Here is a 23,687-nt window from a genome sequence, read left to right on the forward strand (position 1 = left end):
CGTCACCCGCTGGTGCCCCGCGAGCGGGCACGGGCACCCCACCCCCGGCAGACTGCACACATGGGTCACTGGCTGGAGCGCAACATCGTGGAGCCGGGCAAACTCCCCCTGCTGCTCGCGCTCGGCGCCTTTGTGCTGACCTTTGTGATCACTCGTTCCGTCACCCGCCTCATCCGGGCCGGCAAGGGTCCCTTCCACAACGTCGAATCCGGCGGGGTGCACATCCACCACGTCGTGCCCGGAGTCGTGCTGACCGTCGTCGGCGGCTTCGGCGCCGTCGCCAGCCGGCAGGGCCTCGGCTCCGGCGTCTTCGCGGTCGTCTTCGGCGCGGGGGCCGGCCTCGTCCTGGACGAGTTCGCCCTCATCCTCCACCTGGCGGACGTGTACTGGAGCGAGCAGGGCCGCAAGAGCGTAGAGGTCGTCGTGGTCACGGCGGCCATGGTGGGCCTGGTCCTCGCCGGGTTCTCGCCGTTCGGCGTCGACGACCTCTCCGCGGACGAACTGCAGGACCGCGGCACCGTCATCGCGAGCGTCGCGGTGAACTTCGTGTTCTCACTGCTGGCCCTGAGCAAGGGCAAGGCCCGCATCGCCCTCTTCGGTGTGATCGTGCCCGTTCTCGCCCTGGTCGGCGCGGTGCGCCTGGCCCGCCCCGCCTCGCCCTGGGCGCGCCGCTTCTACCGCCGCCGCCCGCGCACCCGCGCCCGGGCCGGTCTGCGGGCCTACCGGCACGATCGCCGCTGGGCCGGGCTCGGCCGCAGACTTCAGGACTGGATCGGGGGCAGGCCCGATCCGCAGCCGAGCCGGGCGGCCGACCGCCGTTCCTGACGCAGTGCCGAAATCCCGCAGACCGTCAGCACCCCGGCGATCGCGGCGATGTGCTCCTTGCCCGCGAGGTTCTGCTTCAGCGCGAGTTCCGCGGTCATCGCCCCGATCACCAGACCTCCCGTGAGGAGCGCGCGGTACCTCCAGCACAGGAACAGGGCGAGTCCGATCACCGCGGCCGACGGCCCGGTGTCGACGACCCGCGCGTCCGTCGCCGGCAGGCCGAGCGGGTGATGCGGGCCGAGGACGATGCCCACCCGGGCGTACAGCGTCCCGGCCAGGGTGGCGATGTACGCGACGGCGAGCGTGCGCCACCAGCCCAGGCAGATCTCGGCGACACCGAACACACAGAGGATCTGCAGCAGCGCCCCCCACACCGGCAGGTCCAGGGCCGGGACGAAGAGCGAGAGAGGGGTGCGCAGCAGTGAGAGCCACAGCGGCTCCTCGGCCCGCACCGCGCCGACGGCGGCGACGAGTCCGAAGCCCCACGGCTGGTTCTGCACGAACTGCAGCAGGGACGTCAGGCACACCGCTGCCAGCGTCATCGGGACCGCACGCCAGGCGCGCCCGGCGAGGGCCCGGCGCGCGATTGCGTACGGCAGCCCCCATTCGGCACGCGCCAGACGGACGAGGGTGCTCATCCCGTGGTCCTCATCGGTCCGGGGCTCCTCATCTGTACGACTGCAGGTGCTTGCGGTGGAGCCACTTCGGCAGCCCCGGAGCCTCCAGGAACCCTTCGGCGCGTGCCGAGGCGACGCCGATGCGCAGCAGGTCCGCGCTCTTCTCGAAGAGCAGGAACCGGGGCTCCCAGATGGGCCGGTACTTGGCGTTGGCCCGGTACAGCGACTCGATCTGCCACCAGCGCGAGAAGAAGCTGAGCAGGGAGCGCCACAGCCGCAGCACCGGTCCGGCGCCGAGGCGGGCACCACGTTCGAAGACGGAGCGGAACATGGCGAAGTTGAGCGACACCTGGGTGACCCCGATCTCCGATGCGCGCCGCAGCAGTTCGAGGACCATGAACTCCATGAGCCCGTTCTCGGAGTCCCGGTCGCGCCGCATCAGGTCGAGCGAGAGGCCGTGCGGCCCCCATGGCACGAAGGACAGCAGCGCCCGCAGCTCCCCGGTCCCTTCGCGGGCGCGGCCGTCCCTGCACTCGAGCATCACGCACTGCCCGTCGCGCGGGTCTCCGAGCCGTCCCAGCGCCATGCTGAAACCGCGCTCGGTGGCCCCGTCGCGCCAGTCGTCGGCCTTCCGGACGAGGAACTCCATCTCGTCGGCGGGAATGTCCGCGTGGCGCCGGACGCGGACCGTGTACCCGGCGCGCCTCACCCGGTTGTAGGCCTGGCGGACGGTGCGCATGGCGCGTCCTTCGAGGGTGAACTCGGCGACGTCCACGACGGCTTCGTCACCGAGCTCGAGTGCGTCCAGCCCGTGCCGTGCGTACACGGTCCCGGCCTCCTCGCTCGCGCCCATCACGGCGGGGATCCAGCCGTGCGCGCGCGCCTCGGCGAGCCAGGGTTCGATGGCGCCGGGCCAGGCCTCCGGATCACCGAGCGGGTCGCCGGAGGCGAGCGACACCCCGCCGACGACGCGGTAGGCGACCGCCGCCTTGCCGGTGGGCGACCAGATCACGCTCTTGTCCCGGCGCAGTGCGAAGTACCCGAGCGAGTCCCGGTCGCCGTGCCGCTCGAGCAGCACCCGCAGCCTCTTCTCGTCGTCCTCGCTGATCGGGTCGACGGCGCGCCGGGAGCGGAAGGCGGCGTACAGGACGGCGAGGACCAGCAGCGTGCTGAAGACGTTGATGGCGATGTCGACCCAGTTGGGTGTCGCGATCCCCGGGTGGTGCGCCCTGTCCCCGGCGACCGAGACGAGCCGGAGCGTGCCGTAGCGCCAGCGTTCCGCGAAGGTCGAACGCCCGGCGTCCTGCGCGGTGTTGGTGACGGTCACGAGGAGGGCGGCGAGCAGGGAGGAGCCGAGCAGGCCGCCGACGGCCACGGCGGCGGCGAGCCGCGGGTTGGCGCGGTCGCCCTTGGCGTAGAACTCCCGGCGCCCCGTCAGCAGCGAGCCCACGAAGGCGGCGGTGAGCACCAGGGAGACCCAGTTCTGCGCGTACTGCCGGATCTCCGGGAAGAGCATGGCGAAGGCGAACAGCACCAGGAACGGCCCGCTGAGCACGAGGTTGAGGATCCAGGCGGCCCGCTTGCGGCGCCGCATGGTGACGGCGAGGAACATCGTGAAGGCGCCGGAGGCGAAACCCGCGGTCAGCAGGTACGGGGTGAAGAGGTTCTCCTGGTTGTGCCGTCGCACGTCCTGCCCGAGGGAGACCCACACGGCGGAGAGGAAGTTGATGAACGTGACGGCCCGCAGGTACCAGACGGCGAACGCGGCGGCCCGCCGGGAAACCCGGCTGGACCGCCGCGTCCCGCCTCCCGGCCGAGCGGTGTGTTCCTGTTCCGTATGAAAACGGACATCTCCCATGAAGGGTGATGATATGGGGTGCCGCCGGGTGTGCGACGGAGCGGGCGCAGGCGGAATCCGGCAGGGCGTGGGGCCGGGCCCGCCCCGTGTCTACTCCGGCTGCTCCGCGTCCCCGCTCTCGCCCGCCTCCACGGGCTTGTCCGGAAGCTCGGCCGACAGCGCCGCCGCGGCCTGGACGAGCGGCAGCGCCAGCAGGGCGCCGGCCCCCTCGCCGACCGTCACCCCGTGGTCGAGCAGCGGTTCCAGCGCCATCCGGTCCAGCGCCTTCGCCTGCGCCGGCTCTCCGCTGTTCTGCCCGGCCAGCCACCAGTCCGGCGCCCGGAACGCGACCCGCTGGGCGACCAGCGCGCACGCCGCCGAGACGACCCCGTCCAGGATCACCGGGGTCTTGCGCGCGGCGCACTGCAGCAGGAAGCCCGTCATCGCGGCCAGGTCGGCACCGCCCACCGCCGCCAGCAACTGGAGCTGATCGCCCAGCACCGGGCGGGCCCGCCGCAGCGCGTCACGCACGGCCGCGCACTTGCGCATCCACGCCAGATCGTCGATCGGCAGACCGCCGCGCCCGGTGACCACGGACGCGTCCGTCCCGCACAGCGCGGCGACCAGCACGGCCGCCGCCGTCGTACCGCCGACGCTCACATCACCGAGGACCACGAGGTCCGTGCCGCCGTCCGCCTCCTCGTCCGCGACCGCGACACCCGCCCGGAACGCTGCCTCCGCCTCCTCGGGCGTCAGGGCGTCCTCGATGTCGATGCGCCCGCTGCCGCGCCGCACCCGATGCCGTACGACGTCCTCCGGCAGTTCGCCCGGATCGCAGTCGAGCGCCATGTCGACCACGCGCACCGGCACGTTCAGCTGCCGCGCCAGGATCGACGCGGGGCTCCCGCCCTCCAGTACCGCCCGCACCAAACGGTCCGCGCTGCCCGCGGGCCGTGCGGACACGCCGAGCGCGGCGACCCCGTGATCGCCCGCGAACAGCACCATGCGCGGTCGCTCGACCGGCCGCACCGGCACAGCGGACTGCGCCGCCGCCAGCCACTCACCCAGTTCGTCGAGGCGGCCCAGCGCGCCGGGCGGCACGCTCTGACGCTCCCGGCGCGCCTCCGCGTCGCGGCGCACCCCGCCGTCGGGACGCTCGATCAGATCGGTGAAGTCGTCGAGATTAAGCGAGCTCATTGGCCGAACAGTACCGGCAGCGGTCGAACCCCGACGCGCCACGTCGACGGCACGTCATTGCGTCCGTGAGCAAGATCCCCTACGTACCGTTTACACACTTGTTGTCGTGTGTCGTCGCACCCCTCGTCCCAGGCGTACGTCGTCCCTGCCGCCACAGGAGCCGCCCATGCCCGCCACCCCGCAGCCGGACGACGAGCGCCGCGCCGGGAGCCCCGGTGAACTCACCCCCGGCACCGGCCGGTTGCAGGAGCCGCGCCGCGACGACTGCCCCTGGTGCGGCTCCAGGCAGCTGCGCACGTCCGACCCCGTGCAGCACAAGCCGGGCACCTTCGTCGTCGACGAGTGCCGGGACTGTGCCCACGCCTTCCAGAACCCCCGGCTCACCGCCGAGGGACTCGCCTTCCACCACCACGACCCGCACGAGGGCCGGGCGGGGATCGACGGCTTCGCCGAACGCCTCCTCACCGCGCGGGACAGCGCCCGGCGCCATCGCGCCGCGGCCCGCGCGATGCTGCCCTTCCCCGAGCCGGAGAGCTGGCTCGACGTCGGCACGGGGCACGGCCACTTCCCGGAAGCGGCCAGGGAGATCCACCCGTACACGTCCTTCGACGGCCTCGACGCCACCGGGCGTGTGGAGCGCGCACGGGCCGCGGGCCGCGTGGAAGAGGCCCACCAGGGGCTCCTCACCGACCCCGAGGTCCTCGCGCGGCTGTGCTCCCGCTACGACGTCGTCAGCATGTTCCACCATCTGGAGCACACCCCCGACCCGCGCGCGGAGTTGCGCGCCGCCCTGACCGTGCTGCGGCCCGGCGGCCATCTGCTCATCGAAGTCCCGGACCCCGACTGCACGTTCGGCGCCCTGCTCGGCAAGTGGTGGGTCCCTTACGGCCGACCGCGCCACCTCCATCTGATGCCACTGCGCAACCTGCTGGCCGAACTGGAGTCCCTGGGCTGTGTCGTCGTCGCCACGGACCGCCGTGAGCCGCACACGCCGTACGACATCGCCGGCGCCGTGACCCTCGCCCTGGCCCGGGTCCTGCCGGCGCCCGACGCGCCGTGGCGGGCCGTCCGGCCCACCGCGTTCGGGCGCAGGCTCCGCTCGGTTCTGGTGGGGGCCGCCACACCACTGGTCGCGACGGCGACGGCCCTGGACCACACGCTGGCACCGCTGCTGCGGCGCACCCGCTTCTCGAACGCCTACCGGATCATCGCGCGTACGACCAGGTCACCCGCGTAGCGTGAGCGCCTGCCCGGCCACCACCAGCAGCACATGCTCGCACTCCGCCGCGAACGCCGCGTTCAGGCGCCCGAGTTCGTCGCGGTAGCGGCGTCCGGAGGCGGTCGCCGGGACGATGCCCGAGCCGACCTCGTTCGAGACGGCGACGACCGTGCGGCGCGTCCCGCGCACCGCCGCCGCCAACTCCTCCACCCGGGCCCGCAGCGCCCGCTCGCCGCCGCCCGCCCACTCCGCGTCGTCCCACGCGCCGACCCCGTCCATCGCGTCGGTCAGCCAGAGCGACAGACAGTCGATCAGCAGCGGGGACCCCTCCTCCCCGAGCAGCGGCACCAGATCGCACGTCTCGGTGGTGCGCCAGGAGCCGGGCCGCCGCTCCCGGTGCGCCGCCACCCGGGCCGCCCACTCGGTGTCCCCGTTCCGTGACCCGCCCGTCGCCACGTACAGCACGTCGGGGAACGCCTCGAGCCGCCGCTCCGCCTCCACCGACTTGCCCGAGCGTGCCCCGCCCAGCACGAGGGTGCGCCGCGGCACCTCGGGGGCGTCCTCGGCGACCCCGACCGTCAGCGTCGTCCCGTCCGGCACCGCCCGTGCCCCCGCCGCCGCGAGCCGCCGCCGCAGCTCCGCGCCCGGCGGCACGTCGTGGTCGAGATGGACGGCCACGATGTCGGTGGCCGGCCCGATCGCCCCCACCGCGCGCAGCTTCGCCGCCGCGTCCGGTCGCCCCACGACGTCGGCGAGCACCAGGTCGTACGGCTCCACCGGCGCTTCCAGGCCCGCGGGTGCCGCGCCCGGCGGCAGATACAGCAGCCGCAGCCCGTCCGGACCGGTCACCGCATAGCCCGTGCCCGGCGAGTCCATCGCGACGGCCCGCACCCGGTGCCCGGTCATCAGCGCCAGCTCCCGCCCGTCCGGCACCCGTCCGGGCTGCGGCAGCCCCGCGGGTACCTCGACCGGGGGACCGTCGTGCGGGTGCGTCAGCAGCACCTGGCGCACCGCGGCCAGCGACCGCCCGGCACGGGCGGCCGCGAAGACCGCACCCGGCGTCAGATCCAGCAGCAGTGTTTCGTCCACGAGCACAGCGGTCGCCGCGCGCGCATCCCGGCCCAGCGCTCGCGCGCAGGCCGCACAGCGGCAGTCGGGGCGGGGCAGTCCCGCCGGGGCACCGGTACCGAGCACAGTCGCTTCCACGCACCTGATTTTCCCGGGTCTCCGCAGGTGTTGCGCGTCCGGCTAGGCTCATGGCAGCAGCCGGACCAAGATCCGGCTTCTGCTCTGCATGTGCTCACATCCTGGAGGCGTACATGGCGGCATGGACGTGGCGGTTCGAGAAGGCCGACGGGGCGGAGGTCCAGCCCGCGGTCGCGCCCGAGGAGTTCACCACGCAGGGGGACGCCGAGTCCTGGATCGGGGAGCACTGGAAGGAGCTGCGCGACGGAGGCGCCGACCAGGTGCGGCTGTTCGAGGACACGACGGAGATCTACGGGCCGATGAGCCTGCACGCCGAAGACGCGTAGGCCTACCTCGCGTGGGCGGGGGCCGAGGCCCTCGCCCGCCGCCTCACTGCTCGCCCAGGACGATCCCGACGGTTTTTGTGCTTCCAGCGCGCCGGTAGGTGATCGTCGTCCTCTGCCCCGGCCTGGCGTCGGCGAGCGCCTCGGCGAGGGTCGTCATCGTGGTGATGCCGGTGCCACCCAGTTTGGTGATGATGTCCCCGGCCCGCAGACCGGCCTTGGCGGCCGCGCCGCCGCCGTGCACCTCGACCACGGCCACGCCGACCGGCTGGTAGGTGCCGTTCACCACCGTGCGCCCGGTGATGCCGAGCGCGGCCCGCCCCGAGGCGGTCACCCTGCCGGTCTTGATGATCTGGTCGGCGATCGTCCGCACCGTGGACGCGGGGATCGCGAAGCCGATGCCGGGCGCCGCGCCGCCCCCCAGGTCGGGGTCGATGGCGGCGAGCGTGGGGATTCCGATGACCTGGCTGTCGAGGTTGACGAGTGCGCCGCCGCTGTTGCCCGGGTTGATGGCCGCCGAGGTCTGCACCATGTTCGCGATGGTGGCGCCCGTGCCGTCCGTGGACCCCTCACTGACGGTCCGTCCGGTCGCCGACACGATCCCCTGCGTCACGCTCGAGGACAGCCCGAGCGGCGAGCCCATGGCGAGGACGATCTGCCCCACCGCCACCTGTGCCGAATCCCCGAACACGGCCGGCTTCAGTCCGGCCGGCACCTTGTCCAGCTTGATGACGGCGAGATCCTGCTCCGGATACGAGGACACGAGGCTCGCGGAGAGCACGGCCTCGCTGTTCGCCGTGGTCACCTGGAACCTCTTCGCGTCCCCGACCACGTGCGCGTTGGTGACGATATGGCCTCTCGCGTCGTAGACCACACCGGAGCCCAGAGCGTCACCTGACTGGATCTGCACGACGGACGGCAGCACGTTCTTGATGACCCGCTGGTATTCGCTCTCCAGCGTGTCACCCGCCGAGGTGACGGTGGCCCGTGGGCTCGCCGACGTCTGCACCCCGGCGGAGGTGCCGGACCCGGTGCAGCCGGCGAGCGGTATCAGCGAGCAGACCAGAAGCGGTGCGCACAGCGCGCGCAGGGCGCGGACACGGGAAGGGGCCATGTCCCGAGTGTCGGTTCAGGACGCCCCGACCGCTTTCCCGGTGCGTCCGAACGGAGGTATTCGCCCGGGGCGGCGCCCGTCGGCGCCGCGTACCGTCAGCCCCGCACTCCGCACAGGTGCAGCAGTGCTGCGACCCCCCGGTACGGATCCGTCCGGCCGGCGCGCTCCTCGGCCGCCAGCAGCGTTTCGGCGTCGACGGGCGGCTCGGTCCCGTCCGGAGCGATGTCGGTGAAGACCCGCACCCCGTACCACGTGTGCAGCGGTGCCCCGATGCCCGCGAGCGTGGCGGTCAGCCGCTCCAGCCGGTCCGCGCGCACCTCGAGACCGAGCCGGTTCGTGTAGGCCGCCGTGTCGAAGGCGCCGAGCGCGGTCGCCCAGTCGCCGGACAGACCCGGCCGCATGGCCAGCGCGTCCGCGTTGCGGACGAGCAGCGACAGCAGACCGCCGGGGGCGAGCATCCGGGCCAGCCCCGCCAGCAGCGGATCGGGCTCCTCGACGTACATCAGCACCCCGTGGCACAGCACCACGTCGAAGCTGCCGGGCAGGAAGTGCACTCCCGTGTCCCGGCCGTCGCCCTCGATGATCCGCACGCGTTCCCGGATGCCCTCGGGCTCCGCGGAGACGGCCCGGCGCGCCACGGACACCATCTTCGGGTCCTGCTCGAGCCCGGTTATCCGGTGCCCGGCGCGGGCCAGACGCAGTGCCTGGGTGCCCTGGCCCATGCCCACGTCGAGCACCCGGAGCCGCCGTCCGACCGCGAACCGTGCGGCTATCTGCTCGTCGAGCTGCCGCGCCACCAGCTCCTGCCGCACCACGTCACGCAGACCGCCCAGCTTGCTCAGCCAGGCATCCGCGGCCCCCCCGGAAAAAGAGTCCGTGCTCAGGGCCGCTCTCCGCGCTTGACCTGAGGCTTCGGCAGGCGGAGCCGGCGCATCTGCAGGGAGCGCATGAGCGCGTAGGGGACGGCACCCCGCTTGTTCTGGTCCGGGAAGCGTTCGGCGAGCCGCTTCCGCAGCCGGTAGGCGGAGAAGACCGAGTCCAGCACGATCAGGATGATCACGACGAGCCACAGCAGCAGCGCGATGTTCTGCAGCTGGGGCACCCGCACCACGCTCAGCACGAGAATGACCACGGCGAGCGGCAGGAAGAACTCCGCGACGTTGAAGCGGGAGTCCACGTAGTCGCGGGCGAACTTGCGCACCGGGCCCTTGTCCCGGGCCGGCAGATACCGCTCGTCACCGCCGGCCAGTGCCTGGCGCTGCCGCTCCATGGCGGCGCGGCGATCGTCGCGCTGGCGCCGGGCGGCGTCCTTGCGCGTCGTCGGCGTATTGGCGACGCTGCGCCGCTGGGACTGGGCCTCACTGCGCTTGGGCGTGGGCCTGCCCTTCGGGGCCTGCGGGTCACGGGTCTGCTTGGAGAGGGTCACCTGCGCCTTGTCGGCGGGGGCCTTCTCGTCCTTGGCACGGCTACGGAACACAAAACCCAAGGGTACGGGGTACCCGCGCATGGACCCCAGCCGGATGGGGAACGATCCGGCAACACCCGTCGTCTGTATGGGGACAGAGGGGCCCTAAAAGGAAGACCGCCGGCGTTCTTCCGTCGGACGGCCGAGGGAATCCGGGAATCACCCCGCACGTAACCCCGGGGCACTCCTACTCCCTACGCCGGAGCGGAACCGGGGGCAGTCGTCCTTGGGGATGACCGCATCCGGCCGCGAACAGTGCGGTAATGGATGCAGGGACCGTACTGTGGGTCCTGTCGCAGACCTGTGAGCTGGAGTCCGTCAGAAGGGGGCGCGCGAAGCCCATGAGCGGTGTGATGAAGCGTATGGGGATGATCTTCCGCGCGAAGGCGAACAAGGCCCTTGACCGGGCCGAGGACCCGCGCGAGACCCTCGATTACTCGTACCAGAAGCAGCTGGAGCTGCTGCAGAAGGTGCGCCGCGGTGTCGCGGACGTGGCGACCAGCCGCAAGCGCCTGGAGTTGCAGCTCAACCAGCTCCAGAGCCAGTCCACCAAGCTCGAGGACCAGGGCCGCAAGGCGCTCGCCCTCGGCCGGGAGGACCTGGCCCGTGAGGCGCTGTCGCGGCGCGCCGCGCTCCAGCAGCAGGTGACGGATCTGGAGACCCAGCACCAGACCCTGCAGGGCGAGGAGGAGAAGCTCACGCTGGCGGCCCAGCGTCTCCAGGCGAAGGTGGACGCCTTCCGCACGAAGAAGGAGACCATCAAGGCGACGTACACGGCGGCCCAGGCACAGACCCGCATCGGCGAGGCCTTCTCCGGGATCTCCGAGGAGATGGGCGACGTCGGCCTGGCCATCCAGCGCGCCGAGGACAAGACCGCGCAGCTCCAGGCCCGTGCCGGCGCCATCGACGAACTTCTGGCCTCCGGCGCCCTCGACGACCCCTCCGGCATGGCCAAGGACGACATCCAGGCGGAGCTGGACCGGCTCTCCGGCGGCACGGACGTGGAGCTGGAACTGCAGCGCATGAAGGCGGAGCTGGCCGGCGGGTCCGCCCAGCCCCAGGCCATCGAGGGCGGCACGGGCCAAGGGCAGAACCAGTCCCAGCCGCAGGACACCCCGCGCTTCGACAAGCAGTGACGCTGTCATCCACCGCGTCCCCCTGAGGAGGGCGAGATGATCGTACGGATCATGGGGGAGGGGCAGGTGAAGCTGGACGACGCCCACTTCACCGAGCTCAACAAGCTGGACGACGAACTGCTCCGGGAGATGGAGGGCGGTGACGAGGAGGGCTTCCGCCGTACTCTGGGCGCCCTCCTGGACGCGGTGCGCCGCCTGGGCTCCCCGCTCCCGGACGACTCCCTCGAACCGTCGGAGCTGATCCTGCCGTCACCGGACGCGAGCCTCGCCGAGGTCCGCGAGATGCTGAACGACGACGGGCTGATCCCGGGCTGAGCGCCGATGCCGTCGTTCCGGGCCGGGGCCGCCCGCAGTGTGCGGCCCGGTCCGGGGACGGACCTGGGCGCCCACGCCGGTCTACGCCGTACGGCATCCGTTCCGCCCGCAGCGGGCGCGCCGTACCTTTGCTGAGGTGAGCACCCTAGAACGCACCAGGGACGGCCTCCGCGCCCACCCGCTCGGCCTGGACGCCGCCCTCGCCTTCGGCGTCCTCGTCTGCATGGTGGTCGGCTCCTTCGTCGACCCCCACGGGCAGGACGGCCCCACCTGGGGTGCGCGCACCCCGGCCGCGCCCAGCCTCACCCTGCTGGTGCTCAGCGCGGCGGCCCTGGTGTTCCGCCGCAGAAGGCCCGTGACCGTACTCGCCGTCACGGCCGCACTCTCCCTCGTGGAACTGGTCACCGCCGACCCCCGTGTCCCCGTCGCCATGTCCGCGGTCGTCGCTCTCTACACCGTCGCCGCCACCACCGACCGCCCCACCACCTGGCGCGTCGGGCTGCTCACCATGACCGCTCTGACCGGCGCCGCCATGCTCGCGGGCACCGTCCCCTGGTACGCCCAGGAAAACCTCGGCCTCTTCGCCTGGACGGGCATGGCCGCGGCCGCCGGCGACGCCGTGCGCAGCCGGCGCGCCTTCGTGCACGCCATCAGGGAGCGCGCGGAGCGGGCGGAACGCACCCGCGAGGAGGAGGCCCGCCGCCGTGTCGCCGAGGAGCGGCTGCGCATCGCCCGTGATCTGCACGACGTCGTCGCCCATCACATCGCCCTGGTGAACGTGCAGGCCGGGGTCGCGGCACACGTCATGGACAGACGGCCCGACCAGGCGAAGGAGGCCCTCGCCCACGTCCGCGAGGCCAGCCGCTCCGCACTCAACGAACTGCGCGCCACCGTCGGCCTGCTCCGGCAGTCCGGTGACCCCGAGGCACCGACCGAGCCCGCCCCGGGCCTCGCCCGCCTCGACGAGCTCGCCGACACCTTCCGCAACGCCGGTCTCCCCGTCGAGGTCGCCCGCGCCGACCACGACACCGCCCTGCCGGCCGCCGTCGACCTGGCCGCCTACCGGGTCATCCAGGAGGCCCTGACCAATGTGCAGAAGCACGCAGGACAGCGGGCGAAGGCCGAGGTCAGCGTGGTGCGGGTGGGACCGGCGGTGGAGATCACGATCCTCGACGACGGGACGGGCGAGGACCCGGGGCCCGAGGACGACGGGCACGGCGGGCACGGCCTGCTCGGGATGCGTGAGCGCGTCACCGCCCTGGGCGGGACCCTCGCCGCCGGTCCCCGCTACGGAGGCGGCTTCCGGGTCCATGCGATCCTTCCGGTCAGGAACCGTGCGACGACGACGGCAGGGGAGACCGTATGACCGCCGCCCCGGGAGGACCCGTATGACCATCCGCGTCCTGCTGGCCGACGACCAGGCACTGCTGCGCAGCGCCTTTCGCGTCCTCGTCGACTCCGAGCCGGACATGGAGGTGGTGGGCGAGGCGTCCGACGGCGCGGAGGCGGTCCGGCTGGCCGGGGAACGGCGCGCCGACGTCGTCCTCATGGACATCCGGATGCCCGGGACCGACGGTCTCGCCGCCACCCGGCTGATCAGCGCCGATCCCGCCCTCGCCCACGTCCGGGTGGTCATCCTGACGACCTTCGAGGTCGACGACTACGTCGTGCAGTCGCTGCGCGCCGGGGCGTCGGGCTTCCTCGGCAAGGGATCCGAGCCCGAGGAACTGCTGAACGCCATCCGGGTCGCGAACGGCGGCGAGGCGCTGCTGTCGCCCGCCGCCACCAAGGGGCTCATCGCCCGTTTCCTCGCCCAGGGCCCGGACGACGACGGGCGCGATCCGGCACGCTCCGACCGCCTGGGCACGCTGACCGGACGCGAACGGGAGGTGCTCGTGCAGGTCGCGGGCGGTCACTCCAACGACGAGATCGCCGAACGGCTCGAGGTCAGCCCGCTGACGGTGAAGACGCACGTCAACCGTGCCATGGCCAAGCTGGGAGCGCGGGACAGGGCGCAACTGGTCGTCATCGCCTACGAGTCGGGGCTGGTGCGTCCGAGGTCGGAGTGAGCGGGTTCCGGCCCGGTACGTCCACGGGTGGAGCGAGTCGCATCGGGCCGTACTGCGTCCGCAGTAGGCGCGGCCCGGGGAAATCGACCGTGGGGCGACGGATCGGCACCCTCCGATGCAGCAGGGTGTAGGGGTGGGGGCTCATCTGCGTCCCCGTCCTTCCGCTCAGCCACAGAGAGAGACGCCGACCCATGTCCTGGCTGTCACGATTCAGCCTCGCGCAACGGGCCCTGATAGCGCTGATGTCGATCGTCGCGCTCGTCTTCGGGGCGATCGCGATCCCACAGCTCAAACAGCAGCTCCTGCCCACCATCAACCTGCCCGTCGTGTCCGTCCTGGCTCCGTACCAGGGCGCGTCCCCGGACGTGGTCGAGAAGCAGGTCGTCGAGCCCCTCGAGAACACCCTGAAGGCCGTCTCCGGCATCCAGGGCGTCACCTCCACGGCGAGCGAGGGCAACGCCGTCATCATGGCGTCCTTCGACTACGACAACGACAGCAAGCAGCTCGTCGCGGACGTGCAGCAGGCCGTGAACCGGGCCCGCGCCCAGCTCCCGGACTCGGTCGACCCGCAGGTCATCGCCGGTTCGACCGACGACATCCCGGCCGTGGTCCTCGCCGTCACCTCCGACAAGGACCAGCAGGCCCTGTCCGACCAGCTCGACAAGACCGTGGTGCCCTCGCTGAAGGACATCAGCGGGGTCGGCCAGGTCACCGTCGCCGGCGTGCGCGACGTCCAGGTCGCCGTCACGCCCGACAACGCCGCGCTCGCCAAGGCCGGGCTGACCACGGTCGTGCTCGGCCAGGCCCTGCAGGCGGGCGGCGCGACGGTCCCCGCGGGCTCCTTCGACGAGAACGGCAGCAACCGCACGGTCCAGGTCGGCGGCGGCTTCACCTCGCTGCAGCAGATCCAGGACCTGATGGTCGCGGGCCGGCCGGGCACGAAGCCGGTGCGCCTCGGCGACGTCGCCACGGTCCGGCAGGAGGAGGCCAAGGCCGACTCCATCACCCGTACGGACGGCAAGCCCAGCCTCGCCGTGAACGTGACGATGGACCACGACGGCAGCGCGGTCGCGATCTCCAACGCGGTCAAGGACAAGCTGCCGGACCTGCGCAAGGACCTCGGTTCGGGCGCGACCGTCACCGTGGTCAGCGACCAGGGCCCGGCGGTCTCCAAGTCCATCCGCGGTCTGACCAGTGAGGGTGCGCTGGGCCTGCTCTTCGCGGTCCTGGTGATCCTGGTCTTCCTGGCGTCGGTGCGCTCCACCCTCGTCACGGCCGTCTCGATCCCGCTGTCGGTGGTCCTCGCCCTGATCGTCCTGTGGACGCGCGACGTGTCGCTGAACGTGCTCACGCTCGGCGCGCTGACCATCGCCATCGGCCGTGTCGTCGACGACTCGATCGTGGTCCTGGAGAACATCAAGCGGCACCTCGGCTACGGCGAGGAGCGGGAGACGGCGATTCTCACCGCGGTGCGCGAGGTGGCCGGAGCGGTGACCTCGTCGACGCTCACGACGGTGGCGGTCTTCCTGCCGATCGGCCTGGTCGGCGGTGTGGTGGGCGAGCTGTTCGGCTCGTTCTCCCTCACGGTCACGGCTGCCCTGCTCGCCTCACTCGTGGTGTCGCTGACCGTCGTCCCGGTCCTGTCGTACTGGTTCCTGCGCACCCCGAAGGGCATGTCGCAGGACGCGGAGGAGGCGCGCCGCGCGGCCGAGGCGAAGGAGGCGCGGAGCCGTCTGCAGCGCTTCTACGTGCCCGTGCTGCGCTTCGCGACCCGCCGCCGCCTCACCAGTGTGGCGATCGCGGTGGTCGTCCTGATCGGCACCTTCGGCATGGCGCCGCTGCTGAAGACGAACTTCTTCGACCAGGGCGAGCAGGAAGTCCTCAACATCAAGCAGAAGCTGAAGCCGGGTACGAGCCTGTCGGCGACGGACGAGCAGGCCAAGAAGGTCGAGAACATGCTCGCCGGGACGAAGGGCGTCAAGGACTACCAGGTCACGATCGGCTCGTCCGGGTTCCTCGCGGCGTTCGGCGGCAGCACCGACACCAACCAGGCGTCGTACACGGTGATGCTGGACGGGTCCGCCAAGTACGAGGACGTGCAGAAGCGCATCGAGGACGGCATCGCCGGGCTCTCCGGGATCGGCGCGACCACGGTGGCGGCCGGTGACGGCTTCGGCAGCCAGGACCTGAAGGTGGTCGTGAAGGCGGCCGACGGGGACGCGCTGCGCAAGGCCTCCGAGCAGGTCCGCACCGAGGTGGCGAAGCTCAAGGACGTCACCGATGTGAGCAGCGACCTGGCGCAGAGCGTGCCGCGTATCTCGGTCAAGGCCAACTCCCGTGCGGCCGCGGCCGGTTTCACCGACCAGACGCTGGGCGCGGCCGTCACCGAGGCCGTGCAGGGCACCAAGGCGGGCACGGCGGTCCTCGACGACACCGAGCGGGACGTCGTCGTCCGGGCGGCGAAGCCGGCGCAGACGCTGGGGCAGCTGAAGGACCTGCGGCTCGGGGCGGTGAAGCTGGGCGACATCGCCACGGTGCAGCTCGTGGACGGCCCCGTCTCGATGACCCGTATCGACGGTCAGCGGGCCGCCACGATCACGGCGCGCCCCACCGGTGACAACACCGGCGCGGTGAGTACGGACCTCCAGTCGAAGATCAACGCACTGAAGCTGCCCGCGGGTGCGACGGCGCAGATCGGCGGTGTCTCGCAGGACCAGGACGACGCGTTCAAGAACCTGGGCCTGGCCATGCTCGCCGCGGTGGCGATCGTGTTCATGCTGCTGGTCGCGACGTTCCGCAGCCTGGCGCAGCCGCTGATCCTGCTGGTCTCCATCCCGTTCGCGGCGACGGGCGCCATCGGCCTGCTCATCGCGACGGGCACCCCGATGGGCGTACCGGCGATGATCGGCATGCTGATGCTGATCGGCATCGTGGTGACCAACGCGATCGTGCTGATCGACCTGATCAACCAGTACCGCAAGCAGGGTTACGGCGTCGTCGAAGCCGTGATCGAGGGCGGTCGCCACCGTCTGCGCCCGATCCTGATGACGGCCCTGGCCACCATCTTCGCGCTTCTGCCGATGGCCCTGGGCGTCACGGGCGAGGGCGGTTTCATCGCCCAGCCGCTGGCGGTGGTGGTGATCGGCGGTCTGGTCTCGTCGACGCTGTTGACGCTCCTGCTGGTGCCGACCCTGTACGCGATGCTGGAGCTCCGCAAGGAGCGCCGCGCGAAGAAGAGGGCGGCGAAGCGCGCGAACAAGACGGGCACCGTCGAGCCGGCGGAGTCCGAGTCCGGCGAGCCGGAGCCCGCGGGGGTGTAGTCCTCCGGGTACGGCAGAGGCCCGGTCCGCACGTTGGTGCGGACCGGGCCTCTGCATTCACACGCCACCAACGCCCCGACAGGGGCGTGGGGCTCTGCGCAGAACCTGCGTCGGGCGGGTAGTCGCCGACGCGCGCTGATGGGGGCGCGGGGCTCTGTGCAAACCCCGCGTCGGAGGGGTAGTCGATGACGCACCCCGACCGACCCGCGGGGCTCTATGCAACCCCGCGTCGGGCGGGTAGTCGCTGACGCACTCCGACCGACCCGCGGGGAACCGCGCAAACCCCGCGTCGGAGGGGTAGTCGTCGACGCCCGCTGATGGGGGCGCGGGGCTCTGCGCAGAACCCGCGTCGGGCGGGTAGTCGCCGACGCGGGTTCTTGAGGGCGCGGGGCTCTGCGCAAACCCCACGACGGGCGGGTAGTCGCCGACGCACCCCGACCGATCCGCGGGGGACCGCGCAACCCCCAACAGCCCAGCGGCAGCGCTACGGCAGTGCCAGCATCCGCTCCAGCGCCAGCTTCGCGAAGGCCTCCGTCTCCTTGTCGACCTCGATGCGGTTGACCAGGTTCCCCTCGGCCAGCGACTCCAGTGCCCATACCAGATGCGGCAGGTCGATGCGGTTCATCGTCGAGCAGAAGCACACCGTCTTGTCGAGGAAGACGATCTCCTTGTCCTCCGGCGCGAAACGGTTCGCCAGCCGGCGTACGAGGTTCAGCTCCGTACCGACGGCCCACTTGGAGCCGGCCGGGGCCGCCTCGAGCGCCTTGATGATGTACTCCGTCGAACCGACGTAGTCCGCCGCGGCGACGACTTCGTGCTTGCACTCGGGGTGGACGAGCACGTTCACGCCGGGGATCCGCTCCCGCACGTCGTTGACCGAGTCCAGGCTGAAGCGGCCGTGGACCGAGCAGTGACCGCGCCACAGGATCATCTTCGCGGCGCGCAGTTCCTCGGCGGTGAGCCCGCCGTTCGGCCTGTGCGGGTTGTAGACGACGCAGTCCTCCAGCGACATCCCCATGTCCCGCACCGCGGTGTTGCGGCCGAGGTGCTGGTCCGGAAGGAACAGGACCTTCTCACCCTGCTGGAACGCCCACTCCAGGGCCCGCTCGGCGTTCGACGACGTGCAGATGGTGCCGCCGTGCTTGCCCGTGAACGCCTTGATGTCGGCGGAGGAGTTCATGTAGGAGACCGGCACGACCTGCTCGGCGATGCCCGCCTCGGTCAGCACGTCCCAGCACTCGGCGACCTGTTCGGCCGTGGCCATGTCCGCCATGGAGCACCCGGCCGCCAGGTCCGGCAGAACCACCTTCTGGTCGTCGGAGGTCAGGATGTCCGCCGACTCCGCCATGAAGTGCACACCGCAGAAGACGATGTACTCGGCGTCCGGTCGCGCCGCGGCGTCACGGGCCAGCTTGAAGGAGTCGCCCGTGACGTCCGCGAACTGGATGACCTCGTCGCGCTGGTAGTGGTGACCGAGCACGAAGACCTTGTCCCCGAGCTTCTCCTTGGCCGCGCGGGCACGCTCCACCAGGTCCGGGTCGGAGGGGGAGGGCAGGTCGCCGGGACACTCGACGCCGCGCTCGCTCCTGGGATCGGCCTCACGGCCGAGCAGCAGCAGGGCGAGGGGCGTCGGCTGTACGTCGAGCTCCTGGGTCTGGGCGGTGGTCACGACACGCACCCTTTCTGTTCTGCGGCTCGCCGGCCCGAAGGGGCCGGCGGGACATGCCTTTTCGTCGAATTGACGCTATCTATCATAACCGCTTCACGTCAGTTTGACGATGGGCATTGCGTCCATGTGACGTGAATCCCGGCCCGCCCCGGCCGCCCATCCGCGGGGGATCGTCCGGTGGTCCAGGAGGAATACCGCAGGCGACACGACGGTGTCCCCCGCGGCGGCCACGGGCCGGTGTGCGTGTTCCGGCGCGTGTGCGAGCATGAATGGGGTAGCGAAAAGAAACGCGCTCGGCCCGGAATGAATCCGCGGCCACGCCGGTTGCAATCGTCGGCAAGCAGTCTCCGTACAACCCGGGAGAGATGTAGATGTCCGTACAGGACGAGACCACCACCGTCACCGACGGCATCATCCTGACCGACGCCGCTGCGGCCAAGGTCAAGGCCCTGCTCGACCAGGAAGGTCGTGAAGACCTTGCGCTGCGTGTCGCCGTTCAGCCCGGTGGCTGCTCCGGCCTGCGCTACCAGCTCTTCTTCGACGAGCGCGCCCTCGACGGCGACGTGGCGAAGGACTTCGGCGGCGTGAAGGTCGTCACCGACCGCATGAGCGCCCCGTACCTGGGCGGTGCGACGATCGACTTCGTCGACACCATCGAGAAGCAGGGCTTCACCATCGACAACCCGAACGCCACGGGTTCCTGCGCCTGCGGCGACTCCTTCAGCTGAGCCGGCACCGGCCACCGCGACGGTGACCGGCAGACGTACGGAGGCGGCGTCCCCCCGACAGGGGACGCCGCCTCCGGCTTTTCCGCCGGCCCGCTGCGCCTGCCGTGTCTATCGAGCCGCGCCGCCGGAGGGGCTCTTCGGCAGTGCGCCGGCCGTCTCCTTCGGGATCTCGTCGCCGTCCGAGCCCACCACCGTGCGACCGCCGAGCGGCGCCTTCAGATGCAGCGTCTCGTGGTAGGTCTTGGCGATCATGATGCAGACCTTGCCCTTCCAGGGCGTCTCGGTCACGGTGACCGTCACCCTGTCGGGGGTCTCGCGCACGGATGCCGTGTAGTCGGCGCAGACCCCGCCCATGTAGGCGACGGTCACGGTCCGGTCGTCCGCGGTGTATCCCATGACCTTCACATCGCGCGTGGCCGGCGCCGACGAGGGGTGATCACTCGGGCCGCCGGTCCGCGGGCTCGGCTGTCCGGGTGGCTGCGGGGCCGCCAGATACCGCGGGTCGACCGCCGGATGCGCCACCGTGAAGGTGTCCCCGGTGCCCGCAGGACGCACCTGGAAGAGCCACGACGGCACCAGCACCGGCTTCGCGCCCACGGAATGCACGGCCAGCCCGAACACCGCTCCCGTCACGACCGCCGAGGGCCGTCCCGGCAGTGCGGTCGACGCCCGGCAGGGCGCCTCGTCCCGGTCCTTGAGCGGCACCGGGCTCGCGCAGCCGCCGATGCCCTTGCGGCCGTACGACGGGGGCGCGCCGTTCATCAGGTCCAGGGTCTTCTTCGCGCCGATGACGGGATAGGCGGCGCCCTCGACCGGTGTGCCGAGATTCCCGCTGCCACCGATCACCTCGCCGTCGGAGTCGATCCGGAGGCCGGTCGTCCAGCCGTGCGTCGGCAGACCCCCCACCCGGGGCTCCGCGTTCACCACCCGCACCCGCCCCATGAGCTGGGACGCGTTCAGCTTCGCGTCGTCCTGGCCGACCGCCTTCAGCACGGGAGCGGCCGCCTTCTTCGCCGCCTCCTCGCTCACCGGCCGCGTATCCGCGGGCCCGGACCCGGACGGCCTGCACGCCTTGCCCCTCGGGCAGTTGTCGGTGCCCGGCAGGGAGGTGCTGAACGTCCACGTCCCCGGCGCGTTCCTGCCCACGCGCAGATTCGGCTCGGCGCCGTCCTTGACCGATCCCACCTGCCAGGTGTCGCCCACGAGTCGCGGGGTGCCGCTCAGCCGCAGGGCCTCGGCGAGCCGGGCCACCTCCTCCTCGGCCACCGCGTCCCTCGCCCAGTACACGTGTGCAGACTTCGGGCCGTCCGGGAGCCGGGCCGCCACGGTGTAGGCCGTGCCGTACGGGTCGGGCTCGCCGACCGCGATACCGGAGGTACGTCCGTCGCTGTAGCCGTCGAGGGCCAGCGCCGGGGGAGTGCCGTCCCCGCCCGGCGCCGCGGAGTCGCCCGATCCGCCGGACGCGGTCGCCGCGACGTACGCGGTGCCGCCCCCGACGAGCAGCACCGCGGTGACCACCGAGGCGACGGCGGCGCGGGAACGTCGCCGGCGCGGCACGGCCGCCTCCGCACCCTCGGTGACCTCGGTGGCGTCACGCGCGTCGTCGGGTCGCTCGGTGTTCACCGCATCGCTCCTTCGGCTCCACTGCTGTCCCGGCGGACCCCGCCGTACGGCACGACGCCACGGCAAGGTCGTACACCGCATCCCCTGTACAGGGGACGGCGATGGGACGCTGCGGGGGAGCGCGCGGTTCCCTTCCGGGCGCGCATGCGGGTGCGGGCGCCCGGTCGGTCCCTGCGGCCGGTCAGTCCCCGTAGTCCGACATGGCGTCCAGCAGTCGGGCCGAGGCGGGCGGCACGCTGACGCCGTGGATCAGGGACGGGGAGACCGGCAGCGCAGCGGTTTTCGCGGGGGCCGCCCAGTGGGGAGCCATCCGGGCGCTGTCTTTCGGCAGCGACGCCAGGTCGCCCTCCAGGTCGAGCGGAACGCTGCCGTGGACCTCGATCTTCGTCATGAGGGAACGGTAGGCTCGGTCGGACCCGCGAAGAAAGATCTACTATCGGGTAGTTTTTCCTGCTTCAGACGGCCGGGTCGACCGGGTAGCGTGGACTGTCAATCCCTTTTGCCACAGGAGCGTGTCCTCGCCGTGCGTATCGCAGTCACCGGCTCCATCGCCACCGACCACCTGATGACCTTCCCCGGCCGCTTCGCCGACCAGCTGGTCGCGGACCAGCTGCACACGGTCTCCCTCTCCTTCCTGGTGGACCGTCTCGACGTACGCCGCGGCGGTGTGGGCGCGAACATCGCCTTCGGCATGGGGCAGCTCGGCACCGGGCCGGTCCTGGTCGGCGCGGCGGGCTCGGACTTCGACGAGTACCGGGCCTGGCTGGACCGGCACGGGGTGGACACGGCCTCCGTGCGCATCTCCGAGACCCAGCACACGGCCCGCTTCGTATGCACCACGGACACCGATCACAACCAGATCGGCTCCTTCTACACCGGTGCCATGAGCGAGGCCCGGCTCATCGAGCTGAAGACGGTCGCCGACCGGGTGGGCGGTCTGGATCTGGTGCTGATCGGCGCCGACGACCCGGAGGCGATGCTGCGCCACACGGAGGAGTGCCGCACCCGGTCCATCCCGTTCGCCGCCGACTTCTCGCAGCAGATCGCACGTATGAACGGCGACGAGATCCGGATACTGGTGGACGGGGCGACCTACCTCTTCTCCAACGAGTACGAGAAGGGGCTCATCGAGACCAAGACGGGCTGGACCGACGCGGAGATCCTCGGCAGGGTCGGCCACCGGGTGACCACGCTCGGCTCGCGGGGTGTGCGCATCGAGCGGTCCGGCGCGGACCCGATCGAGGTCGGCGTGCCCGAGGAGACGGGGAAGGTCGACCCGACGGGCGTCGGCGACGCCTTCCGCGCGGGCTTCCTGTCGGGCCTGGCCTGGGGCGTCCCGCTGGAGCGCGCCGCCCAGGTCGGCTGCATGGTGGCCACCCTGGTCATCGAGACGCTGGGCACCCAGGAGTACCAGCTGCGCCGCGCCCACTTCATGGAGCGCTTCACCAAGGCGTACGGCGACGACGCCGCGCTCGAGGTCCAGAAGCACCTCGTCTGACCGCCGGGCGGCGCGCCCTAGGAGAGCCGGCGGACCAGGTAGGCGGAGCCCCGCTCCGCCGGCTCCTCACCGACGTACTCCTGCCCCCGCATCTCGCACCAGGCCGGGATGTCCAGGCGCGCCGCCTCGTCGTCGGACAGGACCCGCACCGTGCCGCCGACCGGCACGTCCCCGAAGACCTTCGCCAGCTCGATCACGGGGATCGGGCACCGCTTGCCCAGGGCGTCGACGACCAGGGCGTCCTGCGGTCCGGCCGTCCGCGGGGACGGCGCGCCGAGCTTCGCGCGCACGCCGGCGACCGCGTCCGGCAGCACCGCGAGGAACCGCTCGACCTCCGCGGCCGGTGTGCCGAGGGGCAGCGAGACGCGGACGTTGCCCTCGCTGAGCACGCCCATCGCCTTCAGCACATGGCTCGGCGTCAGCGTGCTGCTCGTGCACGACGAGCCGGACGACACGGAGAAACCCGCCCGGTCGAGCTCGTGCAGCAATGTCTCCCCGTCGACATAGAGACAGGAGAAGGTGACGATGCCGGGCAGGCGGCGCACCGGGTCGCCCACCACCTCCACATCGGGAACCAGCGCGGGCACCCGCGCCCGGATCCGCTCCGTCAGCTCCCGCAGCCGTACCGCCTCCCCGGCCGCCTCCGCCCGTACGGCCCGCAGCGACGCCGCCGCCGCGACGACCGCCGGGATGTTCTCGAACCCGGCCGCCCGTCCCGACTCCCTTTCGTCCACCGGGCCTTGGGGTGCGAACCGCACCCCCTTGCGCACCGCGAGGAGCCCCACCCCGGAAGGGCCGCCCCATTTGTGCGCACTCGCCGTCAGTACCGACCAGTCACCCTCCACCGGACCCCAGATGAGCGACTGCGCCGCGTCCACCAGCAGCGGCACCCCGGCCGCGCGGCACAGGGCGGCCACCTCGGCGACCGGCTGGACCGTCCCCACCTCGTGGTTGGCCGACTGGAGGCAGGCCAGCGCGGTGTCCGGACGCAGCGCCGCCCCGTACGCCTCGGGCGCGACCGAACCCGTGCGGGAGACCGGAACACGGGTCACGGTGCCGTCGCCGGCTTCGAACACCTCCGCCGCATGAAGGACCGACGAATGTTCGACGGCTGACACGATCAGGTGGCGTCCGACCCGGCGGCGGCCGGACAGCACCCCCTCGATCCCCGAGTGCACCGCCCGCGTGCCGGACGCGGTGAAGACCAGCTCGTCCGGACGGCAGCCGACCGTTTCGGCGGCCGCCTCCCGTGCCGCGTCCAGCAGCATCCGGGCCCGCCGGCCCTCGCGGTACAGACGAGCAGGATCGGCCCACCCCTCGTCGAGCGAGGCCTGCAGCGCCTGGCGGGCGACGGGGTGGAGGGGAGCGGCGGAGGCGGCGTCGAAGTAGGACACACCGCAACGCTAACTCCTGCGAACCGGGTGGCCCGGCGCAGGTCCGGGGCGGCCCGCGAACCACCCCCGTGCCACCCTCGAACCACCGTCAGATGCTGGCCAGAAGCGGTCATTCCACCCCTTCGGGGTGAC

The 23,687-nt window shown here is 71.9% G+C and carries 21 protein-coding genes; 10 read left to right on the forward strand and 11 right to left on the reverse strand.

The annotated features are described in order from the left end of the window. Positions 1 to 60: 60 nt before the first annotated feature. A complete protein-coding gene (locus tag ACSHXN_RS29180) occupies positions 61 to 825 on the forward strand; it encodes a hypothetical protein (protein ID WP_355140554.1) in 765 nt (254 codons plus the stop codon). On the opposite strand, the gene ACSHXN_RS29185 is transcribed toward ACSHXN_RS29180, so the two are convergent. From ACSHXN_RS29185 to cobT, 3 genes are all read right to left on the reverse strand, one after another. Then, on the reverse strand, positions 762 to 1,463 hold the full coding sequence (locus tag ACSHXN_RS29185) for a hypothetical protein (RefSeq protein WP_355140555.1): 702 nt from the start codon (positions 1,461 to 1,463) through the stop codon (positions 762 to 764). The genes ACSHXN_RS29180 and ACSHXN_RS29185 overlap by 64 nt on opposite strands. Before the next feature lie 28 nt (positions 1,464 to 1,491). Further along, positions 1,492 to 3,300, reverse strand: coding sequence for a phosphatidylglycerol lysyltransferase domain-containing protein (locus ACSHXN_RS29190; RefSeq protein ID WP_355140556.1), 1,809 nt, complete (start codon positions 3,298 to 3,300; stop codon positions 1,492 to 1,494). Positions 3,301 to 3,390: 90 nt separating this feature from the next. Next, entirely contained in the window at positions 3,391 to 4,476 is a 1,086-nt protein-coding gene (gene cobT / locus ACSHXN_RS29195; RefSeq protein ID WP_355140557.1) for a nicotinate-nucleotide--dimethylbenzimidazole phosphoribosyltransferase, read from the reverse strand. Between the two features lie 166 nt (positions 4,477 to 4,642). Between cobT and ACSHXN_RS29200 the strand changes: the two genes are divergently transcribed. Next, a complete protein-coding gene (locus ACSHXN_RS29200; protein WP_355140558.1) occupies positions 4,643 to 5,713 on the forward strand; it encodes a class I SAM-dependent methyltransferase in 1,071 nt (356 codons plus the stop codon). Here the strand turns inward: ACSHXN_RS29200 and ACSHXN_RS29205 are convergent. Beyond that, positions 5,702 to 6,901, reverse strand: coding sequence for a bifunctional adenosylcobinamide kinase/adenosylcobinamide-phosphate guanylyltransferase (locus ACSHXN_RS29205; RefSeq protein ID WP_355140559.1), 1,200 nt, complete (start codon positions 6,899 to 6,901; stop codon positions 5,702 to 5,704). The two genes, ACSHXN_RS29200 and ACSHXN_RS29205, sit on opposite strands and share 12 nt — an antisense overlap. A 113-nt stretch (positions 6,902 to 7,014) precedes the next feature. Between ACSHXN_RS29205 and ACSHXN_RS29210 the strand changes: the two genes are divergently transcribed. After that, positions 7,015 to 7,227, forward strand: a complete 213-nt coding sequence (locus tag ACSHXN_RS29210) for a hypothetical protein (RefSeq protein ID WP_059132503.1) — start codon at positions 7,015 to 7,017, stop codon at positions 7,225 to 7,227. Positions 7,228 to 7,270: 43 nt separating this feature from the next. Here the strand turns inward: ACSHXN_RS29210 and ACSHXN_RS29215 are convergent, their stop codons facing one another. From ACSHXN_RS29215 to ACSHXN_RS29225, 3 genes are all read right to left on the reverse strand, one after another. Continuing rightward, positions 7,271 to 8,338: a S1C family serine protease gene (locus ACSHXN_RS29215; RefSeq protein WP_355140560.1), complete on the reverse strand. Its 1,068-nt coding sequence runs from the start codon at positions 8,336 to 8,338 to the stop codon at positions 7,271 to 7,273. A gap of 95 nt (positions 8,339 to 8,433) precedes the next feature. Then, positions 8,434 to 9,135 carry a class I SAM-dependent methyltransferase gene (locus ACSHXN_RS29220; RefSeq protein ID WP_356291918.1) on the reverse strand — a complete coding sequence of 234 codons (702 nt, stop codon included), beginning with the start codon at positions 9,133 to 9,135 and terminating at the stop codon, positions 8,434 to 8,436. Positions 9,136 to 9,218: 83 nt separating this feature from the next. After that, complete coding sequence (locus ACSHXN_RS29225; RefSeq protein WP_355140561.1) at positions 9,219 to 9,845, reverse strand: DUF3043 domain-containing protein; 627 nt, start codon at positions 9,843 to 9,845, stop codon at positions 9,219 to 9,221. A gap of 299 nt (positions 9,846 to 10,144) precedes the next feature. Between ACSHXN_RS29225 and ACSHXN_RS29230 the strand changes: the two genes are divergently transcribed. The 5 genes from ACSHXN_RS29230 to ACSHXN_RS29250 all read left to right on the forward strand — a co-directional run bounded on the left by ACSHXN_RS29230 (position 10,145) and on the right by ACSHXN_RS29250 (position 16,643). After that, entirely contained in the window at positions 10,145 to 10,939 is a 795-nt protein-coding gene (locus tag ACSHXN_RS29230; protein ID WP_355140581.1) for a PspA/IM30 family protein, read from the forward strand. Positions 10,940 to 10,975: 36 nt separating this feature from the next. Beyond that, complete coding sequence (gene pspAA, locus ACSHXN_RS29235; protein ID WP_355140562.1) at positions 10,976 to 11,254, forward strand: PspA-associated protein PspAA; 279 nt, start codon at positions 10,976 to 10,978, stop codon at positions 11,252 to 11,254. 136 nt (positions 11,255 to 11,390) lie between these two features. After that, on the forward strand, positions 11,391 to 12,620 hold the full coding sequence (locus tag ACSHXN_RS29240; RefSeq protein WP_355140563.1) for a sensor histidine kinase: 1,230 nt from the start codon (positions 11,391 to 11,393) through the stop codon (positions 12,618 to 12,620). Positions 12,621 to 12,642: 22 nt separating this feature from the next. Beyond that, entirely contained in the window at positions 12,643 to 13,323 is a 681-nt protein-coding gene (locus ACSHXN_RS29245; RefSeq protein WP_345547771.1) for a response regulator transcription factor, read from the forward strand. A gap of 191 nt (positions 13,324 to 13,514) precedes the next feature. Continuing rightward, positions 13,515 to 16,643, forward strand: coding sequence for an efflux RND transporter permease subunit (locus tag ACSHXN_RS29250; protein ID WP_355140564.1), 3,129 nt, complete (start codon positions 13,515 to 13,517; stop codon positions 16,641 to 16,643). A gap of 484 nt (positions 16,644 to 17,127) precedes the next feature. Here the strand turns inward: ACSHXN_RS29250 and nadA are convergent, their stop codons facing one another. After that, positions 17,128 to 18,312, reverse strand: a complete 1,185-nt coding sequence (gene nadA, locus ACSHXN_RS29255) for a quinolinate synthase NadA (protein ID WP_355140565.1) — start codon at positions 18,310 to 18,312, stop codon at positions 17,128 to 17,130. Between the two features lie 371 nt (positions 18,313 to 18,683). On the opposite strand from nadA, the gene ACSHXN_RS29260 reads away from it, so the two are divergent. Next, the gene (locus ACSHXN_RS29260) at positions 18,684 to 19,040 is read left to right on the forward strand and encodes a HesB/IscA family protein (RefSeq protein ID WP_059132495.1); all 357 of its coding nucleotides are present in this window, start codon (positions 18,684 to 18,686) and stop codon (positions 19,038 to 19,040) included. Between the two features lie 108 nt (positions 19,041 to 19,148). Here ACSHXN_RS29260 and ACSHXN_RS29265 read toward each other — a convergent pair whose 3' ends face one another. Together ACSHXN_RS29265 and ACSHXN_RS29270 are read right to left on the reverse strand one after the other, a co-directional pair. Next, a complete protein-coding gene (locus ACSHXN_RS29265) occupies positions 19,149 to 20,663 on the reverse strand; it encodes a hypothetical protein (RefSeq protein ID WP_383356151.1) in 1,515 nt (504 codons plus the stop codon). 181 nt (positions 20,664 to 20,844) lie between these two features. Beyond that, on the reverse strand, positions 20,845 to 21,054 hold the full coding sequence (locus ACSHXN_RS29270; protein ID WP_355140568.1) for a hypothetical protein: 210 nt from the start codon (positions 21,052 to 21,054) through the stop codon (positions 20,845 to 20,847). Between the two features lie 132 nt (positions 21,055 to 21,186). Between ACSHXN_RS29270 and ACSHXN_RS29275 the strand changes: the two genes are divergently transcribed. Continuing rightward, a complete protein-coding gene (locus ACSHXN_RS29275; RefSeq protein ID WP_355140569.1) occupies positions 21,187 to 22,161 on the forward strand; it encodes a carbohydrate kinase family protein in 975 nt (324 codons plus the stop codon). Positions 22,162 to 22,178: 17 nt separating this feature from the next. Here ACSHXN_RS29275 and ACSHXN_RS29280 read toward each other — a convergent pair whose 3' ends face one another. Then, positions 22,179 to 23,555, reverse strand: coding sequence for a cysteine desulfurase/sulfurtransferase TusA family protein (locus ACSHXN_RS29280; RefSeq protein WP_438304243.1), 1,377 nt, complete (start codon positions 23,553 to 23,555; stop codon positions 22,179 to 22,181). Positions 23,556 to 23,687: the final 132 nt, after the last annotated feature.

The organism is Streptomyces sp. HUAS TT11 (assembly GCF_051553595.1).
Classification (GTDB): domain Bacteria; phylum Actinomycetota; class Actinomycetes; order Streptomycetales; family Streptomycetaceae; genus Streptomyces.

Bases quoted from the DNA above. Each gene is read 5' to 3' on its own strand.
- ACSHXN_RS29180 (WP_355140554.1), top strand. From the start codon at position 61: ATGGGTCACTGGCTGGAGCGCAACATCGTGGAGCCGGGCAAACTCCCC.
- ACSHXN_RS29185 (WP_355140555.1), bottom strand. From the start codon at position 1,463: ATGAGCACCCTCGTCCGTCTGGCGCGTGCCGAATGGGGGCTGCCGTAC.
- ACSHXN_RS29190 (WP_355140556.1), bottom strand. From the start codon at position 3,300: ATGGGAGATGTCCGTTTTCATACGGAACAGGAACACACCGCTCGGCCG.
- cobT (WP_355140557.1), bottom strand. From the start codon at position 4,476: ATGAGCTCGCTTAATCTCGACGACTTCACCGATCTGATCGAGCGTCCC.
- ACSHXN_RS29200 (WP_355140558.1), top strand. From the start codon at position 4,643: ATGCCCGCCACCCCGCAGCCGGACGACGAGCGCCGCGCCGGGAGCCCC.
- ACSHXN_RS29210 (WP_059132503.1), top strand. From the start codon at position 7,015: ATGGCGGCATGGACGTGGCGGTTCGAGAAGGCCGACGGGGCGGAGGTC.
- ACSHXN_RS29215 (WP_355140560.1), bottom strand. From the start codon at position 8,338: ATGGCCCCTTCCCGTGTCCGCGCCCTGCGCGCGCTGTGCGCACCGCTT.
- ACSHXN_RS29225 (WP_355140561.1), bottom strand. From the start codon at position 9,845: ATGCGCGGGTACCCCGTACCCTTGGGTTTTGTGTTCCGTAGCCGTGCC.
- ACSHXN_RS29230 (WP_355140581.1), top strand. From the start codon at position 10,145: ATGAGCGGTGTGATGAAGCGTATGGGGATGATCTTCCGCGCGAAGGCG.
- pspAA (WP_355140562.1), top strand. From the start codon at position 10,976: ATGATCGTACGGATCATGGGGGAGGGGCAGGTGAAGCTGGACGACGCC.
- ACSHXN_RS29245 (WP_345547771.1), top strand. From the start codon at position 12,643: ATGACCATCCGCGTCCTGCTGGCCGACGACCAGGCACTGCTGCGCAGC.
- ACSHXN_RS29250 (WP_355140564.1), top strand. From the start codon at position 13,515: ATGTCCTGGCTGTCACGATTCAGCCTCGCGCAACGGGCCCTGATAGCG.
- ACSHXN_RS29260 (WP_059132495.1), top strand. From the start codon at position 18,684: ATGTCCGTACAGGACGAGACCACCACCGTCACCGACGGCATCATCCTG.
- ACSHXN_RS29270 (WP_355140568.1), bottom strand. From the start codon at position 21,054: ATGACGAAGATCGAGGTCCACGGCAGCGTTCCGCTCGACCTGGAGGGC.